At 69.2% G+C, this 15,411-nt stretch carries 14 protein-coding genes; 11 read left to right on the top strand and 3 right to left on the bottom strand.

Annotation, left to right across the window (positions count from 1 at the left end; translation table 11 throughout):
* Positions 1-170 precede the first annotated feature (170 nt).
* The 10 genes from Aau02nite_RS30185 to Aau02nite_RS30140 all read left to right on the top strand — a co-directional run bounded on the left by Aau02nite_RS30185 (position 171) and on the right by Aau02nite_RS30140 (position 10,763).
* Positions 171-2,129: a CRTAC1 family protein gene (locus tag Aau02nite_RS30185; protein ID WP_212991989.1), complete on the top strand. Its 1,959-nt coding sequence runs from the start codon at positions 171-173 to the stop codon at positions 2,127-2,129.
* The gene (locus Aau02nite_RS30180; RefSeq protein WP_212991988.1) at positions 2,126-3,148 is read left to right on the top strand and encodes an enediyne biosynthesis protein; all 1,023 of its coding nucleotides are present in this window, start codon (positions 2,126-2,128) and stop codon (positions 3,146-3,148) included. The genes Aau02nite_RS30185 and Aau02nite_RS30180 overlap by 4 nt, the downstream gene beginning before the upstream one ends.
* A 285-nt stretch (positions 3,149-3,433) precedes the next feature.
* Positions 3,434-4,234, top strand: a complete 801-nt coding sequence (locus Aau02nite_RS30175; RefSeq protein ID WP_212991987.1) for a helix-turn-helix domain-containing protein — start codon at positions 3,434-3,436, stop codon at positions 4,232-4,234.
* 73 nt (positions 4,235-4,307) lie between these two features.
* Complete coding sequence (locus Aau02nite_RS30170) at positions 4,308-5,483, top strand: acyl-CoA dehydrogenase family protein (RefSeq protein ID WP_212991986.1); 1,176 nt, start codon at positions 4,308-4,310, stop codon at positions 5,481-5,483.
* A gap of 49 nt (positions 5,484-5,532) precedes the next feature.
* Positions 5,533-5,937 (top strand): SgcJ/EcaC family oxidoreductase, encoded by a 405-nt coding sequence (locus Aau02nite_RS30165; protein WP_212991985.1) that lies wholly within the window; start codon positions 5,533-5,535, stop codon positions 5,935-5,937.
* 255 nt (positions 5,938-6,192) lie between these two features.
* Positions 6,193-7,491, top strand: a complete 1,299-nt coding sequence (locus Aau02nite_RS30160; RefSeq protein ID WP_212991984.1) for an aminotransferase class V-fold PLP-dependent enzyme — start codon at positions 6,193-6,195, stop codon at positions 7,489-7,491.
* Between the two features lie 21 nt (positions 7,492-7,512).
* Positions 7,513-8,373 carry a formylglycine-generating enzyme family protein gene (locus Aau02nite_RS30155; protein ID WP_438841184.1) on the top strand — a complete coding sequence of 287 codons (861 nt, stop codon included), beginning with the start codon at positions 7,513-7,515 and terminating at the stop codon, positions 8,371-8,373.
* Between the two features lie 31 nt (positions 8,374-8,404).
* The gene (locus tag Aau02nite_RS30150; protein ID WP_246595556.1) at positions 8,405-8,656 is read left to right on the top strand and encodes a ubiquitin family protein; all 252 of its coding nucleotides are present in this window, start codon (positions 8,405-8,407) and stop codon (positions 8,654-8,656) included.
* Positions 8,657-8,673: 17 nt separating this feature from the next.
* Entirely contained in the window at positions 8,674-9,627 is a 954-nt protein-coding gene (locus tag Aau02nite_RS30145; RefSeq protein ID WP_212991981.1) for a quinone oxidoreductase family protein, read from the top strand.
* 74 nt (positions 9,628-9,701) lie between these two features.
* A complete protein-coding gene (locus Aau02nite_RS30140; RefSeq protein ID WP_212991980.1) occupies positions 9,702-10,763 on the top strand; it encodes a glucose-1-phosphate thymidylyltransferase in 1,062 nt (353 codons plus the stop codon).
* A gap of 46 nt (positions 10,764-10,809) precedes the next feature.
* Here the strand turns inward: Aau02nite_RS30140 and Aau02nite_RS30135 are convergent, their stop codons facing one another.
* The 3 genes from Aau02nite_RS30135 to Aau02nite_RS46780 all read right to left on the bottom strand — a co-directional run bounded on the left by Aau02nite_RS30135 (position 10,810) and on the right by Aau02nite_RS46780 (position 13,977).
* Positions 10,810-12,033 carry an acyltransferase family protein gene (locus tag Aau02nite_RS30135; RefSeq protein WP_212991979.1) on the bottom strand — a complete coding sequence of 408 codons (1,224 nt, stop codon included), beginning with the start codon at positions 12,031-12,033 and terminating at the stop codon, positions 10,810-10,812.
* A 131-nt stretch (positions 12,034-12,164) separates the two neighbouring features.
* Positions 12,165-13,517, bottom strand: coding sequence for an FAD-dependent oxidoreductase (locus tag Aau02nite_RS30130; protein ID WP_212991978.1), 1,353 nt, complete (start codon positions 13,515-13,517; stop codon positions 12,165-12,167).
* 169 nt (positions 13,518-13,686) lie between these two features.
* Positions 13,687-13,977, bottom strand: coding sequence for an ArsR/SmtB family transcription factor (locus tag Aau02nite_RS46780; protein ID WP_212991977.1), 291 nt, complete (start codon positions 13,975-13,977; stop codon positions 13,687-13,689).
* A 182-nt stretch (positions 13,978-14,159) separates the two neighbouring features.
* Between Aau02nite_RS46780 and Aau02nite_RS30120 the strand changes: the two genes are divergently transcribed.
* The gene (locus Aau02nite_RS30120) at positions 14,160-15,347 is read left to right on the top strand and encodes an epoxide hydrolase family protein (RefSeq protein ID WP_212991976.1); all 1,188 of its coding nucleotides are present in this window, start codon (positions 14,160-14,162) and stop codon (positions 15,345-15,347) included.
* Positions 15,348-15,411 lie beyond the last annotated feature (64 nt).

The following is a 15,411-nucleotide window of genomic DNA, read 5'->3' as shown; positions in this document are numbered from 1 at the left end:
GTGCCGATTGCCGCATTCGTGCCGCGGGTGAACGGCAAGCAGTCCTTCCTTCGCCGATCATCGGCCATGGACGCTGATCTCGAACCGCCTCATGTCCGAATGCGGTGCTGAGCCCCGGCGTCGCCGCGCGGCGACGGGCCGAAAAGTATCGCCGCTGAAAGGGAGACCTCTTGTCCTCGCAACCGGTCGGCGTATTGCGTCGGCTCATACCCGCGATCGCCGTCCTGCTTCTGCTGACCGGCGCCTATGGACTGGCCCGGCTGCCCTCGGCTTCGAGCGCCGACCGCGCATCGCTGGCCTCGCATTTCGGGTTCACCGAACTGCCGATCGCGATGCCCGAGGGACTGACCTACCGCACCGTCCGTGACGTCAATCCGGAATACGAACACATTCGTTCCTGGATCTCCTCGGTCGGCGCCGCGATCGCGGTGAACGACCTCGACGGCGGCGGCCGTGCCGACGATCTCTGCCTGGTGGACTCGCGCAGCGACGCCACGATCGTCACCCCGGCGCCCGGCACCGGCGGCACCTACCGCCCGTTCGTGCTCGACCCGGCGCCGCTGCCCGTGCACGACGCGATGGCGCCGATGGGCTGCCTGCCGGGCGACTTCAACGAGGACGGCCGGATGGACCTGCTCGTGTACTACTGGGGACGAACGCCGGTCATGTTCCTGCACCGTTCCGCGACGGGACCACTGAGCAACGCCACGTACCAACCGACGGAGCTCATCCCGCAGGCCACGACGCCCGGCTACCAGGGCGCGCTGTGGAACACCAACGCCGTCACCGCGGCGGACTTCGACGGCGACGGCCACGTCGACCTCGGCATCTTCAACTACTTCCCCGACACCCAGGTGCTCGATGAGCAGGGCCTGGCCAACGTCCAGATGAACGACTCCATGTCGCACGCCCGCAACGCCGGCGGCGCCCACGTGATGCGCTGGACCGCGGCCGCAGGCGGGAACCGCCCGTCGGCCACATTCACCGAACAGCAGGCACTCGACCCGGCCGTCGCCACCGGCTGGACCCTCGGTTCCGACACCGCGGACCTCGACGGCGACCTGCTGCCGGAGCTCTACCTCGCCAACGACTTCGGCCACGACCGTATGTTCCACAACATCTCCACGCCCGGGCAGATCCGCTTCCGGCTCGTCGACGGCGAACGCGACGCGGTGACCCCGAAGTCGCTGGTGCTGGGACACGACTCCTTCAAGGGTATGTCGGTGGAGTTCGGCGACCTGCTCGGTGCTGGCCGCTACGACGTCTTCGTCAGCAACATCACCACCTCGTGGGGGCTGGAGGAGAGCAACTTCGTCTGGCTCAACGCCGCCGCGAGCCCCGCAGAGGCGAGGAGAAGCCTGGCAAACGGCGACGCGCCGTTCCGTAACAAGGCGGCGGACATGAACCTGGCATGGGCCGGATGGGGCTGGGACGCCAAGATGGCCGACTTCGACAACGACGGCGATGTCGAGGTGGTGCAGGCGCTCGGCTTCATCAAGGGCACCATCAACCGCTGGGCGTGGCTGCAGGAACTGGCCATGAGCAACGACCTCATGCTGCGCAACCCGGCGATGTGGCCCAAGGCCGAACCCGGCGACGACGTCGCGGGCTCGCAACCATTCGCGTTCTGGGCCGCCGAGGGCAACGGCCGCTTCGCTGACATCGGCGCCGAGCTCGGCATGACCGACTCGACGCCCAGCCGCGGCGTCGCGGTCGCCGACATCGACGGCGACGGTGCCCAGGACTTCGCCGTGGCACGTCAGTGGGGCGCACCGGACTTCTACCGCAACACGACGACCGACACCGGCGACTTTCTCGGCCTGCGGCTCTACCGGCCGGCGGTCGGCGGCGCCGCGGACGTCATCGGGACTCCGGCGTACGGCGCTCAGGTGCGGGTCACCACCGCCGACGGACGCGTGCGGGTGGCGCAGGTCAACGGCGGCGGCGGTCACTCCGGCAAGCGCAGCTTCGACGTGGTCGTCGGGCTTGGTGACAACGGCGACCAGCCGGTCACGGCCGAGATCACCTGGCGCGACCTGCAGGGCACGCCGCACACCCGGTCGCTCCCGCTCGGCACCGGCTGGCACGACCTCATGCTGACCGCTGACATCGAGGAGCTGACGTCATGACCACTGTGCAACCCGCGCGCACCGAGCTCCTCAACTCGGCCGCACCACCGGACGACACCGGCCCCGTGGCGCCGACCGTCGCTCCGAAGGCCAAACCGGACCCGCGCTACCTGGCCCTGCGCAACTTCGCCATCTCAATGTCGGTCTTCAACATCCTGGGCTACGCCGTCCTCGGCTTCGAGCAACCGTGGTCGTGGCCGTTCTTCGCGCTCGCGATCGGCTACTCGGCCGAGATCCTCATCGAGGCCATCACCGCCAAGGTCCACAACCGGGCCCCCGCGTACGCCGGCAACGGCTTCCGCGGCTGGTTCACCTTCCTGCTGCCGGCGCACATCACCGCGCTCGCTGCCAACATGCTGCTCTACGCCAACGACCGGTTCTGGCCGATCGGGTTCGCCGTGCTCGTCGGCATCGGGCAGAAGACGCTGTTCCGGGCGCCGGTCAAGGGCCGCATGCGCCACTTCATGAACCCGTCGAACCTCGGTATCTCGGCCGCGCTGCTCTTCTTCCCGTGGGTCAACGTGGCGCCGCCGTATCACTTCACCGAGAACGTACCGGCTATGATCAGCATTCTGATTCCGGTCGTCATCATCACCTCCGGCACGGTGCTCAACGCCATGCTCACCAAGAAGGTACCGCTCATCGTCGGCTGGCTCGGTGGTTTCGTCATTCAGGCTTTGTTGCGCTGGTGGATTTGGGACGTGGCGATCTGGGCGGCGCTGATCCCGATGACGGGTGTCGCATTCGTCTTGTTCACCAACTACATGATCACTGATCCGGGAACCACGCCGTCACGAGCCAGAAACCAATTCATGTTCGGCGCCGGTGTGGCCATGGTCTATGGCCTGCTGCTGGTTTTCAACATCGTTTACACATTGTTTTTCGCGGTGACCATCGTCTGTCTAATCCGCGGCGTCAGCCTGTGGGTCCTGTGGTGGCGCGAACGTCGTGACTCGGCCGTCGCACACACCGTAGAGGCTCCGACGATCGCACTTGCTGGTACTGCCGCAGTCCGCTGATTCATAGCGCTGGCTGCGCGAATGGCTCCCATACCTGGCCGGTTCGGACTTTGTCCGGGCCGGCCAGGAGTGTGTGGCGCGCCCGCAGCCGGGCTAGGCACCGCTGCGGGCACGACCTCTCGCAACATGCGGTATTGAGGGCAATCTCTGAGATGCCCGGCACGTTCAGTACCGAGAAGATTACCCGAGTCAACGCATCGTTAAAACGAGCGTTCAGCATCCGAAAAAGCATCGACTTTGCCCGATTCGCCGGTGAGCGACGCATCTTCACGCTGGGGAGAATTGATGGTCAGTCACTTCGAGAATGCCGTCGTACGCGCGGTAGAAATGATGCGCGCCAACATGGGTGAACCAGTCACCGTGGACGACATGGCCCGGGCGGCGATGTTCAGCAAGTTCCACTTCACGCGGATCTTCCAGCGGGTCACCGGGATCTCCCCGGGCCGATTCCTTTCCGCCATGCGTTTGCAGGAGGCCAAGGACCTGCTGTTGTCCACGAGCATGAACGTGGCCGACATCAGTGTGCATGTCGGCTACAACAGCGTGGGGACCTTCAGTTCCCGCTTCACCCGCAGCGTGGGGCTCCCCCCGACCGAGTACCGCCGCAGCCGCGGCGTCAGCCACATGGTGCTCAGCGCCGAGCCCGAGGAAAACAGCTCCGAACACTCCGAGGGCGTGGTAGCGGGCTACATCTCCGTGCCGTCCTCCGCAGAGGTCGACGTCACCTTCATCGGCCTTTTCAACACGTGGGTACCCGAGGGCCGGCCGGTCCGCTGCGCCATCCAGCGGGGCTCCGGACGCTTCATCCTCGACAAGGTTCCGGACGGAATCTGGTATCTGCTCTGCCAAGGCGTCGTCAAGGACGCACCCGAGGCCGGTCCCGACAGCCTGATCCCGCCCGCGTTGCGCGTCGGCAGCTTCGGTCCCATCCGCATCCATCAGGGCAACGCGGTCCACGCCAACGTCCGGCTGCGCACCGCACGCGTCTACGACCCGCCGCTGCTGCTCGCCCTGCCCGATGAGCGGACCGTGACGCCGATCCGCCCGCACCGCCAGCACGTCGGGCTCGTCGGCCGCGCCGCGTGAGTCGGCCCTCGCGCTTTACCCGGTCGCGGCGGCGTGCCGCGCACCGGTCGATCCCGCTACGAGGAGGCATCTGATGACCAACGAACCACCCACGCATCCGGAGCTGGTCCAGCGTGCACGCGATCTCGTACCGCTGATTCAGAAGTTCGCCGGCTGGTCGGAAGAGAACCGGCGGGTGCACGACGAGGTCATCGACGCGATGTCGGACGCCGGCATCTTCCGGATGCGTACCCCCGCCCGTTACGGCGGGTACGAGTGCGACACCAGGACCCTCGCCGAGGTCGCCACGGAGCTCGCCCGAGGCGACGGCTCGGCGGCGTGGGTGGCCTCCGTGCACTGGATCCCGACGTGGATCGCCTCGCTGTTCCCTGCCGAGGTACAGGCCGAGGTCTTCGCCGACCCCGACGTGCGGATCTGCGGCACGCTCAGCCCGACCGCGATGGCCGCGGCCGCACCGGGCGGTGTGGTCGTGAACGGTAAGTGGGGCTTCATCACCGGCGCCATCCACAGCCAGTGGCAGGAGATCATCGCGGTACAGGTGGGGCCGGACCGAGAGCCGGCACCGATCGTGGCGTTGGTGCCGATGTCCGATCTGCAGATCGTCGACGACTGGCAGACCTCGGGGCTGCGCGGCACCGGCAGCGTCAGCACGATCGCCCAGGACGTGTTCGTACCGCAGCAGCGCATCATCCCCCTGGGCGCCGCCATCCAGGGCCTCACCGGCGCGGGCGGCACCGACGGGGCCATCTACCGCGCGCCCTTGCTGCCCGTGGCATCCGCCTCATCCGCAGGCACGACCCTGGGACTGGCCAAGGCGGCGTACGCCGCCTTCCTCGAGCGACTCGAAGGCCGGCGCATCACCTATACCGACTACACCAGCCAGCAGGAGGCGCCGCTGACCCACCTGCAGGTCGCCGAGGCCGCCACGAAGATCGACCAGGCCGAGTTCCACGTCCACCGGCTCACCTCGACGGTGGACACCAAGGCCGCCCGGGCACACCTCTGGACGCTCGAGGAGCGGGTGCGGGCACGCGCCGACATGGGCGCCGCCGTGCGGCTCGCCCGCGAAGCCGTCGACATCCTGGCCGACGCCAGCGGCGGTTCCTCCATCTTCACCGACGTGCCCATCCAGCGAATCCGTCGCGACATCCAGGCGCTGAGCCTGCACGCGCTCATGCATCCCGACACCAACGCGGAACTGTACGGCCGCATCCTCTGCGGCCAGCCGCCCAACACCCAGTACCTGTGACCGTCCCGCAGACCGGCGCCCTCCGCCGGCCACGAGCAAGGAGCAGACCATGACGAACCCCAGCGTGGCCGACCACGCCGCCGTCGCCACCCTTCCCAACCGGATCGTGCAGGCGTGGGCCGAGCAGGACCCCGACAGCTTCGCCGAGGTGTTCACCGACGACGGCACAATGATCCTGCCGGGCGTGTTTCTGCGCGGACGCGATGAGATCCGGACCTTCATGGGCGAGGCGTTCGCCGGGCCGTACAAGGACACCAAGGTGACCGGCGACCCGATCGGCCTGCGCTTCCTCGGCGGTGACGTCGCCATCCTGCACACCGACGGCGGTTTCCTGATGGGCGCCGACACCAAGGTTTCCGACAGCAACGCCGTCCGGGCAGCCTGGCTCGTGGTCAAGCAGGACGGCACGTGGCGTCTCGCCGCCTACCAGAACAGTCCGAAGTTCGCCGCCTGACGCACCCATTCGGCACCGGCCCCCCACCACCACGGTGGGGGGTCGTGCCGGTGTGTGCGCCGCCCTGCGCGCACCGGGCATGAAGGAGGGGACGGTCGGCAGCTCCGTCCCCTCCGCACCCACCGCTGCCAGTCATCTACCAGCAATGAGGCCCACCACCATTGGGCGCTTGAAGCCCGAACCCGGTCCACCTCTGGAGTGCGACGGCCCGCTTGCCCAGGCCGCATCCGCAGAGGTGCCGCCGCTGCCGCGGCGATGACAAGGTCGGGACATCGGACGCCACCGGAAGACATCGAGGACATCGTGACTGGTTACGACATCAACCGGATCCGCGGCGACTTCCCGATCCTCAGCCGCTCGATCCACGGCCAACCCCTGGTCTACCTCGATTCGGCCAGCACGGCGCAGACGCCACGCCAGGTGCTCGAGGCGATAGACGCGCACCAGCGTGGCCACCACGCCAACGTCGGGCGCTCAGCACACACGCTGGCGACCGCGGCGACGGCGGCCTACGAGGACGCCCGCGCACAGGTGGCCGGCTTCCTCGGCGGGCACGATCCGGACGAGGTCGTCTTCACCAAGAACGCGACCGAGGCGCTGAACCTTGTCGCCGGGGCGTTCCGTCCCCGCAGTGAGGACACCGGCGGCGATCCGCGCTTCCTGCTCGGTCCCGGTGACGAGATCGTCGTGACCGAGATGGAGCACCACTCCAACCTGCTGCCGTGGCAGCAGCTCTGCGAGCGCACCGGTGCCACGCTGCGCTGGCTGTCGTTGACCGACGACGGCCGGCTCGACCTCTCCGACCTGGACGCCGTGATCGGGCCGCGCACCCGGCTGGTGTCCTGGGTGCACGTGTCCAACATCCTCGGCACGGTCAACCCGACACAGTGCATCGTCGCGCGGGCACGGGCCGTCGGAGCGCTGACGGTGCTCGACGCCTCCCAGTCCGTGCCGCATCGCCCCGTCGACGTCGGCGTGCTCGACGTGGACCTGCTCGCCTTCAGCGGACACAAGATGTGTGGCCCGACCGGCGTGGGCGTGCTGTGGGGACGCGCGGACGTGCTCGCCGCCATGCCGCCGTTGCTCACCGGCGGCGGCATGGTCGCCGACACCTCGATGATCGGCGCGGCGTTCCGGGCCGCGCCGGCGTGCTTCGAGGCCGGCACTCCGCCGATCGCACAGGCGGTCGGCCTCGGCGCGGCGGCGCGCTACCTCACCGACGTGGGCATGACCGCCGTCGCCCGGCACGAGCAGCGACTGGTCGGGCACGCCGTCGACGGCCTCGCCGACGTTCCTGGGCTACGCCTGTTCGGCCCACCGGATCGCGCCGGGGTCATTGCGTTCGTCGTCGCGGGCGCCGACGCACACGACGTCGGCGCGTACCTCGACCAGGCCGGTGTGCAGGTACGTGTCGGCCGGCACTGCGCCGGGCCGGTCTGCGCCCGCTTCGGCGTGCCGGCCATGGTGCGCGCCTCGTTCCACCTCTACACGACGATCGCGGACGTGGAGGCCCTGGTCAAAGGCGTCGACGCGGCCCGCCGGCAGCTTTGCTGAGATTGGAGTCCCGTGGCAGACATGCTGCTCATTCCCGGTGCGCTGTTCGACCAGGGCTCGCCGCCGGCGGCGCTGGACTGGTTGATGAGCCAGGATCAGCCGCTGCCGCGGATCTGGTTCGCTGACGAGACGCCGCAGCGGCCGGTGGCGCTCGCCCCGTACCGAATCGACCGGTACCCCGTCACCGTCGCCCGATTTCGTGCGTTCGTACAGGCCACGGGATTCCGCACCGACGCGGAGGACCGGGGCTTCGGCCTGGTCTACGACGAACACGGCTGGATCGAGCGCTCCGGCGTTCACTGGCAGGAGCCGGGCGGACCCGGCACGGGCAGCGTCGCTGCCGACAACCATCCCGTCGTGCACATGTCCTGGCGCGACGCCAGCGCCTACGCGCAGTGGGCCGGTAAGCGCCTGCCGACCGAGCCCGAGTGGGAGTACGCGGCGCGCGGCGCGGAGTTCCGGCTGTGGCCGTGGGGCGACGACTGGGACGACAAGCGCGCCAACACCGCCGAGCTGCACGCCACCAACGGACTCACCACGCTCGAGGCGTGGCAGCAGTGGTGGCAGACAGTGTGCCGCCGGGACGGACCGCTGCCCCAGACCACCGCCGTCGGCAGTTTCTCCCCGCAGGGCGACAGCCCGTTCGGCTGTGCCGACATGGCCGGCAACGTCTACGAGTGGACCTCGACGCTGTCGCAGCTCTACGACGAGGCGACCGTGTGCGACCCCACCGTGCGCAAGGCCATGGGTACCTACCGGGTGATCCGTGGCGGGTCGTGGATGAACTTGCGATACCAGGTGCGCTGCAGCGAGCGCATGCACGGCGACCCGCTCGGCTGGTCAAGTTTCGCGCACGGTTTCCGGTGCGCACAGGACGCCTGAACACCCTGGAGGAATCGTGGTGAGGATCCAAGTGCCCTCGGTCTGGAATCCGGAGGGGCGCACCGATTTCGAAGCCGACGAGGGTCCGCTTCCCGAGGTCATCCGGCGCTTCGCCGAAGCGTATCCGGTGATGCGCCGCCGCCTGCTCGACGCGGCCGGCGAGCCGCTGCTGTACGTCAACGTCTGCGTTGGTGACGAGCTCATCCCTCGACATCTGCGCCGGGACACGGTCGTGCCGGCGGGGGCGACCGTCACCATCATCGCGCCGATGGCGGGCGGGTGATGCCGGCGTTGCGCCAGATGCGTTTCGTGCGTCAGGGCCCGCCCGAGGTCCTCACCGCGTGGTCGGGCCGGCTGAGGCCGCCGGCTGCCGGTGAGGTCGTGGTTCGGCTCGCCGCGGCCGGGGTCAACGTCGTCGACCTGCACCAGCGCAGCGGGGCCTACCGGGTGCCGCTGCCGATGGTTCCCGGCATCGAGGGCAGCGGCACGGTGGTGGACATCGGCCCAGGCGTTTCCGGCGTGGCTGCGGGGGACCGGGTCGCCTGGTTCGGGGTCGCGGCCTCGTACGCCAGCCACTGCCTGGTACCGGCCGATCGGCTACTGCCGGTGCCGGACGAGGTCGGGCTCGTCGACGCGGCCGCCGTGCTGGTGCAGGGGATGACCGCACACCTGCTCGCCATCGACGTCGTGGCGCTGAACAAGTCCTCGACGTGTCTCGTGCTGGCCGCCTCCGGTGGCGTCGGCGGCCTGCTGTGCCAGCTCGCCGCCCGGGCCGGTGCCACCGTCATCGCAGCGGTGGGCAACGCGGACAAGGCGCACGCCGCGCGTGCCGCGGGAGCCGCCCACGTCGTCACCTACGGCAACGGCACGTTGGCCGCCGAGGTGCGGACACTGAACGGCGGTGTCGACGTGGTCTACGACGGCATCGGCCACGACATGGCAGCCGACGCGCTGCCGTGTCTGCGCCCGCGGGGCAGCTACGTCCTCTACGGCGCAGCCGGCGGCCGCGCCGTGCCGCTCGATCCGCAGACACTCAGGGCCGCAGGGTCGCTGTTTCTGACCGCCCCCTCACTGGCGCACTACGACGACACCCGTGCGGCGGTGCTGCGTCGCGCTGCCGCCGTGTTCGCTCTGGTCGCCGACGGGACGCTGCGAGTTCGGGTGCATGCCAGCTATCCCCTCGAACAGGCCGCCGACGCGCACCGTGCGCTCGAGTCCCGAGCCACGATCGGCAAGATCCTGCTCGTGCCCTGAGGTTCGTCCCCGCGACGGCGGTCCGGTTCCCACCGGGCCGCCGCCGCTATCCCTTTTTCCGAGAGGACGTCGTCATGAAGGCACTCGTACTGGCGGGCGGATCCGGCACCCGGCTGCGGCCCTTCAGCCACTCCTTGCCCAAACAGCTGATCCCGGTGGCGAACCGGGCGGTGCTGTCCTACGTGCTCGGCAACGTACACGCGGCCGGCGTGACCGACGTCGGCATCATCGTCAGCAACGGCGCCGAGGCCATCCGCCAGGCGCTCGGCGACGGTGCGGACCACGGGCTGCGTCTCACCTACCTGACCCAGCCCCAGCCGCTCGGACTGGCCCACGCCGTGCGGGTGGCCCGGCCCTTCCTCGGCGTCGACGACTTCGTGGTCTACCTCGGCGACAACATGCTGGCCGACGGCATCGCCGAGACCGTGGCCCGGTTCCGCCGGGACCGGCCCGCCGCCCACCTGGTTGTGCAGAAGGTCGCCGATCCCCGCGCTTTCGGTGTGGTGGAGCTCGACGCGCAGGCCCGGGTACGGCGCCTGGTGGAGAAGCCACCCGAACCACGCAGCGATCTCGCGCTCGTCGGGGTCTACGTCTTCACCGCGGCCCTGCACGCTGCCGTGGACGCCATCACGCCCAGCGCGCGCGGCGAGCTCGAACTCACCGACGCGGTGCAGTGGCTGGTCGACCGGGGCGCGGACGTCCGCGCCGACGAGTACGCCGGCTTCTGGAAGGACGTCGGCACCGTCGCTGATGTCCTGGAGTGCAACCGATACGTGCTGGGCGGCCAACGGGGCCGCATCGACGGCCGCGTCGACACGCACAGCACGATAGGTCCGGGCGTGGTGGTGGAGACCGGGGCGAGGGTCGTGCGCTCCCGCATCCAGGGACCGGCCATCGTCGGTGCCGGCGCTCTGGTCGAGGACAGCCTGCTCGGTCCGCACACCGCCGTCGGCGCCGGCTGCCGGGTGCAGGGCAGCGAGGTCGCCGACTCCGTGCTGCTCGACGGCGCGAGCGTCACCGCGGTGCTACGGCTCGCCGGGTCGATCCTCGGCCGGGGGGCGGTCGTGACCGGTGGCGGATCGGCCGGCCACCGGCTGGTCCTCGGCGACCACGGCGCGGTCACCCTCGATCCGTGACACGACGATGGGGCGCCCGCCGGGCGCCCCATCGTCTGCGTTGCTCTCAGCTCTGCAGCACCGCCTGCTGACGTTCACGCTGGACCCGGGCCTCGGCGCGGTCCTTGCGTGAACGCGACCAGCGGCGCATCGCCGGGCGCTCGACAGTGACGAAGAGCAGCTGCGCGACCAGGACGCACAACACGTAGAGGGCCGCGACGACCAGCACCACGGTGCCGGTACCGAACTGCTTCTGGGTGTACATGCCGACCACACCGTTCTCACCGTTGAGTGCGGCGTGGGCCATGAACAGCACGGTGATGTGGGTGACGAAGAACGCGTACATGCGGTCGCCGAGCCACACCATGAACCGGCTGTTGACCAGGGTGCGGTGCCCGAGCATGTCGGAGTACGCCATGGCCGGGATGAGGATGGCGATCGGGACCAGCGGGATCACCGTGTAACCGTGGAAGATCGGCACGTCCAGGGTGGCCAGGTAGACGCCGGCGGTCAGCAGCGCCGCCGGCAGCGCCGTGATGCCGATCCAGCGGCCCGTGAGCAGGATACGCGCCATCAGGATGCCCAGCACGAACTCGATCGCCCGGGTGAGCGGGAAGTAGAAGCCGAACCAGTGCTGCGGCCAGGAGATGTCGGGCGCGGTCAGCGAAGGCGGCCCACCGGGCAGGAAGTTGTGCGCCACCAGCGGCACCAGCGCGGCCAGCGCGACCATCGCCACGGCCCAGGCCCAGAGCCGGTTCGGCCGGATCTTCTTGATCAGGAAGTACAGCAGCGGGAAGATCGCGTAGGCCAGCACATCGATGTTCGCCGACCACATCGGGCCGTTGAGGTTGCCGAACAGCACGTCCTGCGATGGAGACCACGCGGTCACGAGGAAGAACCCGGCGATCGCGGCGAGGGTGTTGATCGGTACCTCGGTGGGTAGCCACAGCGCCAGGATGATGAGGTAGACCACGATGTGGTTGGGGATGAGCTTGAAGAACCGGCGCCGCCAGAACTTGCCCGCCGTGTCGCCGGTCGCGGCCGTCCAGGTCACCACGAAACCGGTGAGGACGAAGAAGAAACCCACCCCGAAGACACCGCTGTTCGCGGCATAATGGATGTAGCTCATCATCGCCATCGGGTCGGCGAACAGACCCAGCGCGATGATGTGGGTGCTGAAGACGCCGAAGCCGGCGAGAACGCGCATCCCGGTCAGCGACGGCAGTCGCTCTCCCGGGCCACCGGCCGGCGCGCCGCGCCCGTCGGTGGCCGTGGTTGGTACAGCGGTCATGGTTGTCTGCCTCCAGAAGCGATTGCCGTGGGTAGGTGGGTCACGGCCGGATGCGGCCACGGAAAGCCGTTCCGGGCGGCACGGGGCCGCCCGGAACGGCGAGGATCCGAGTTGTGGTGGTGTCGTCGGGTTCAGCGCTGGACGGACTCGGGCTGCCGCGCCGCGCCGGAATTGCGCAGCACGCGCAGCACCATGCTCGGGCGCATCAGCGCCTCGACCGGGTCGACCAGGCCGGCCGAGCGCATGAACGCCTCGGTCACGCCGGAGTCGCGGGTCGCGGCGATCTGTACCCGGTGCATGTACGCCTGCATGATCTTCCAGACCCGGGTGCGTTTGCCCTCGACGCCCGGGAAGCTCAGATTGATGCCTTCGGTCAGACCCCAGGCCGGGTCGATGATCCGCCCGACCGTGCGGGTGAACTCCAGCGCGTCCGGAACCCGTCCGGCCCGGAGTTCGTCGCGCAGCGCCAGGGCCTGCAGTGCGGCCAGGCTTTGCGCCTGGGCGAAGACCGGGTTCGGGGTGCAGACCGCATCGCCGAGCACAAGCAGCCGTTCCGGCATCCTGGCCATCTTGTCGTAGCGGCGGCGCAGTGTCGTCGGGAAACGGAACAGCACCGGATCGTCGATCGGCTCCGCTTCGATGATGGCCTCGTAGATCTCCGGAGCGGCGAGCGTCTTGACGAACGCGTTGAAGCCTTCCGGATCCGTCGGCGGGTGATCACCGAGCAGCCCGTACGTGGTCAGCTCCACCAGCCCGCTGTCGGTCTTGGTGAAGATGGCGCCGCGTGGCAGCTCCGGGTTGGCCACGCAGATGATGGAGTGGTCCTTGCCGAAGGGGTCGGTACGCAGCTTGTAGTGCCGCGTCACGTAGCCCAGTCCGATCTTGGAGCCTTCCTCGGCGACCCGGCCGAATCCCTTGTTCTCCAGCCAGACCGGCGTGCGGGAACCACGCCCTGTGGCGTCCACGACCAGATCGGCCTGCAGGGTCTCCTCGGTGCCGCCGTCCCGGCGCTGAACCCGGGCACCCACGACCCGGGTGCCGGCAGCGTCGAACTCCAGCCCGGTGAGGTCGTAGCGCTGGTAGAACGTGACGTTGCCCAGCGCCTGCACCCGTTCGCGGACATGGTGCTCGAGGATCGGCCGTCGACAGCCCACATTGGTCAGTCCGGCGCGGACCTGCTTGAGCGGCAAGCCGTTGAAGTACCAGCGCACCGTGCCCGACAGGTCCGTCTGTGGGCATCCCGCGGAGATCATCTGGGAGGTGATCTCCGGGAAAAGCTCCTCCATGGCCCGGGCGCCGCGGGCCAGCAGACCGTTGATGTGGCGCGCTTGCGGTGCCCCACGACGTGGTTCCCGGACACCGACGATCTCGTCGCGGTCCACGATGATGACCTCGCGGTAGGCGTCCGACAAGGCGCTGGCGGCGAACAGCCCCGTGATGCTGCCTCCCAGCACCACGACGCGGTCTCCGACTGGTTTACCCATGACGATTGACTCCCTTGGCGGTGACGGATGATCCCAGCAGCGGCGCGTGCAGCGGCCGATCCGGCAGATGCTGCGGTGGTCCGGCCTGGCTGCCCCGGCGATCGGGCACGAGTGGATCGTGTCAGTGGCACGACCGGCCGGGCATCTTCTGAACTGCCCACACCTGAGGTCAGCCCCCGCGGGCTCTGCCGGCGGTGGACAGTGCCAGCAGCCACTGCGCGGTGTCGTCGAGGGTGACGCTCTCCAGCCGGCACGGGCGGCGCTGGGCGTTGCGGGAACGGCTGATCAGGCCGGCTTGCTCCAGGACCTGCAGGTGCCGCCACACCGCCTGGGTGCTGATGGCGAACGACGCCGTGAGATCCGTCAGAGTCGTGTCCCCGGCAACCAGCCGCAGCATGATCTCCCGGCGGGTCGGATCCGCCAGAGCGGCGAAGATGCGGTCGAGTGCGTCCTTGGCCACGCTGCGGTGCCTCCCGGTCTGCCGATCCCGTACCAGATTCGGCTGCGGCCGCGTCCCCGAGCACCTCCGGCTGTGCGCTGCGCACGCCGGCGCGGGCAGCGCATTCGTGGAGATGCACGGCTCGCGTGCTGAGTGCCACCGTCGTGGGCGACGTCCACCAGAAACGACAGACGGAGAACCGCATGCAGCCGTTCCGCGTCACCATCCGGCAGACCGAGCTCGACGACTTGCGCCGTCGCCTGGCGCAGACCCGGTACGCCCCCGACGTACCCGGCGTCGGCTGGACCCGCGGGGTGCCGGCCGACTACCTGCGGCAGCTCGTGCAGCACTGGCTGACCAGCTACGACTGGCGGACCGCGGAGGCGCAGCTCAACCGCTACCCGCAGTTCACCACGACCATCGACGGGGCCAACGTGCACTTCATGCACGTCCGCTCGCCCGAACCCGATGCCCTGCCGCTGGTGCTGACCCACGGCTGGCCCGGCTCGATCGCCGAATTCCTCGACGTCATCGGTCCGCTGACCGACCCCGTCGCCTACGGCGGCCGGGCCGAGGACGCGTTCCATCTGGTGATCCCCTCCATCCCGGGATTCGGCTTCTCCGGCCCGCTGAGCGAGCCCGGCTGGGACATCAACCGCGTTGCCGCTGCCTGGGTGGAACTGATGGCGCGGCTGGGATACGACAGCTACGGCGCCCAGGGCGGCGACTTCGGCTCGCCGATCTCGCTCGCCGTGGGCCGCCTCGATCCCAAACGGGTCGTCGGCGTGCACTGCAACATGCTCACCGTCTTTCCCTCCGGCGACGAGTCGGAGCTCGCCGGGCTGAGCGAGGCGGATCTGTCCCGGCTGGGCGGGCTGGCCCGCTTCGACGCCGACGGCTCCGGCTACCGCAAACTGCTCTCGACCCGGCCGCAGACCGTCGCGTACGCCCTCAACGACTCGCCGGCCGGCCAGCTCGCCTGGATCGTGGAACGGTTCAAGGAGTGGACCGGCGGCGCCGTGCCCGACGAGGTGATCGACCGCGACCAGCTGATCACCAACGTGATGATCTACTGGCTGACCAATACCGCGGGTTCCTCGGCGCAGCTGTACTACGAGATCACCGAGAGCCAGCGCCGGCTGACGGCCGACGCCAACGGCGACATGCTCGACGGCTACCGCGAGCAGCCGCTGACGGTGCCGCTGGGCGTGGCGGTGTTCCCCCACGACTGTTTCAACCCGGTGCGGGCCTTCGCCGACCGTGACTTCGACACCATCACCCACTGGACCGAGTTCGAGCGCGGGGGACACTTCCCCGCCCTCGAGGTGCCTGACCTGCTGGTCAAGGACGTCCGGACGTTCTTCGCCAAGGTACGTCGCGCCGCGGGCTGATCCGTAGCGGTCCGCCGAGCATTTCTCGCCGTGGACCGATGAGTTTGGTGCGCAGGCGCCGTCT

Source organism: Actinoplanes auranticolor, assembly GCF_018332655.1.
Classification (GTDB): Bacteria; Actinomycetota; Actinomycetes; order Mycobacteriales; family Micromonosporaceae; genus Actinoplanes; species Actinoplanes auranticolor.
Note: the sequence above shows the minus strand (reverse complement) of the source record. Positions and strands in the feature narration are given on the sequence as shown.

Bases quoted from the DNA above. Each gene is read 5' to 3' on its own strand.
- Aau02nite_RS30120 (WP_212991976.1), top strand. From the start codon at position 14,160: ATGCAGCCGTTCCGCGTCACCATCCGGCAGACCGAGCTCGACGACTTG.
- Aau02nite_RS30160 (WP_212991984.1), top strand. From the start codon at position 6,193: ATGACAAGGTCGGGACATCGGACGCCACCGGAAGACATCGAGGACATC.
- Aau02nite_RS30135 (WP_212991979.1), bottom strand. From the start codon at position 12,033: ATGACCGCTGTACCAACCACGGCCACCGACGGGCGCGGCGCGCCGGCC.
- Aau02nite_RS30175 (WP_212991987.1), top strand. From the start codon at position 3,434: ATGGTCAGTCACTTCGAGAATGCCGTCGTACGCGCGGTAGAAATGATG.
- Aau02nite_RS30130 (WP_212991978.1), bottom strand. From the start codon at position 13,517: ATGGGTAAACCAGTCGGAGACCGCGTCGTGGTGCTGGGAGGCAGCATC.
- Aau02nite_RS30170 (WP_212991986.1), top strand. From the start codon at position 4,308: ATGACCAACGAACCACCCACGCATCCGGAGCTGGTCCAGCGTGCACGC.
- Aau02nite_RS30165 (WP_212991985.1), top strand. From the start codon at position 5,533: ATGACGAACCCCAGCGTGGCCGACCACGCCGCCGTCGCCACCCTTCCC.
- Aau02nite_RS30140 (WP_212991980.1), top strand. From the start codon at position 9,702: ATGAAGGCACTCGTACTGGCGGGCGGATCCGGCACCCGGCTGCGGCCC.
- Aau02nite_RS30155 (WP_438841184.1), top strand. From the start codon at position 7,513: ATGCTGCTCATTCCCGGTGCGCTGTTCGACCAGGGCTCGCCGCCGGCG.
- Aau02nite_RS30145 (WP_212991981.1), top strand. From the start codon at position 8,674: ATGCGTTTCGTGCGTCAGGGCCCGCCCGAGGTCCTCACCGCGTGGTCG.
- Aau02nite_RS30180 (WP_212991988.1), top strand. From the start codon at position 2,126: ATGACCACTGTGCAACCCGCGCGCACCGAGCTCCTCAACTCGGCCGCA.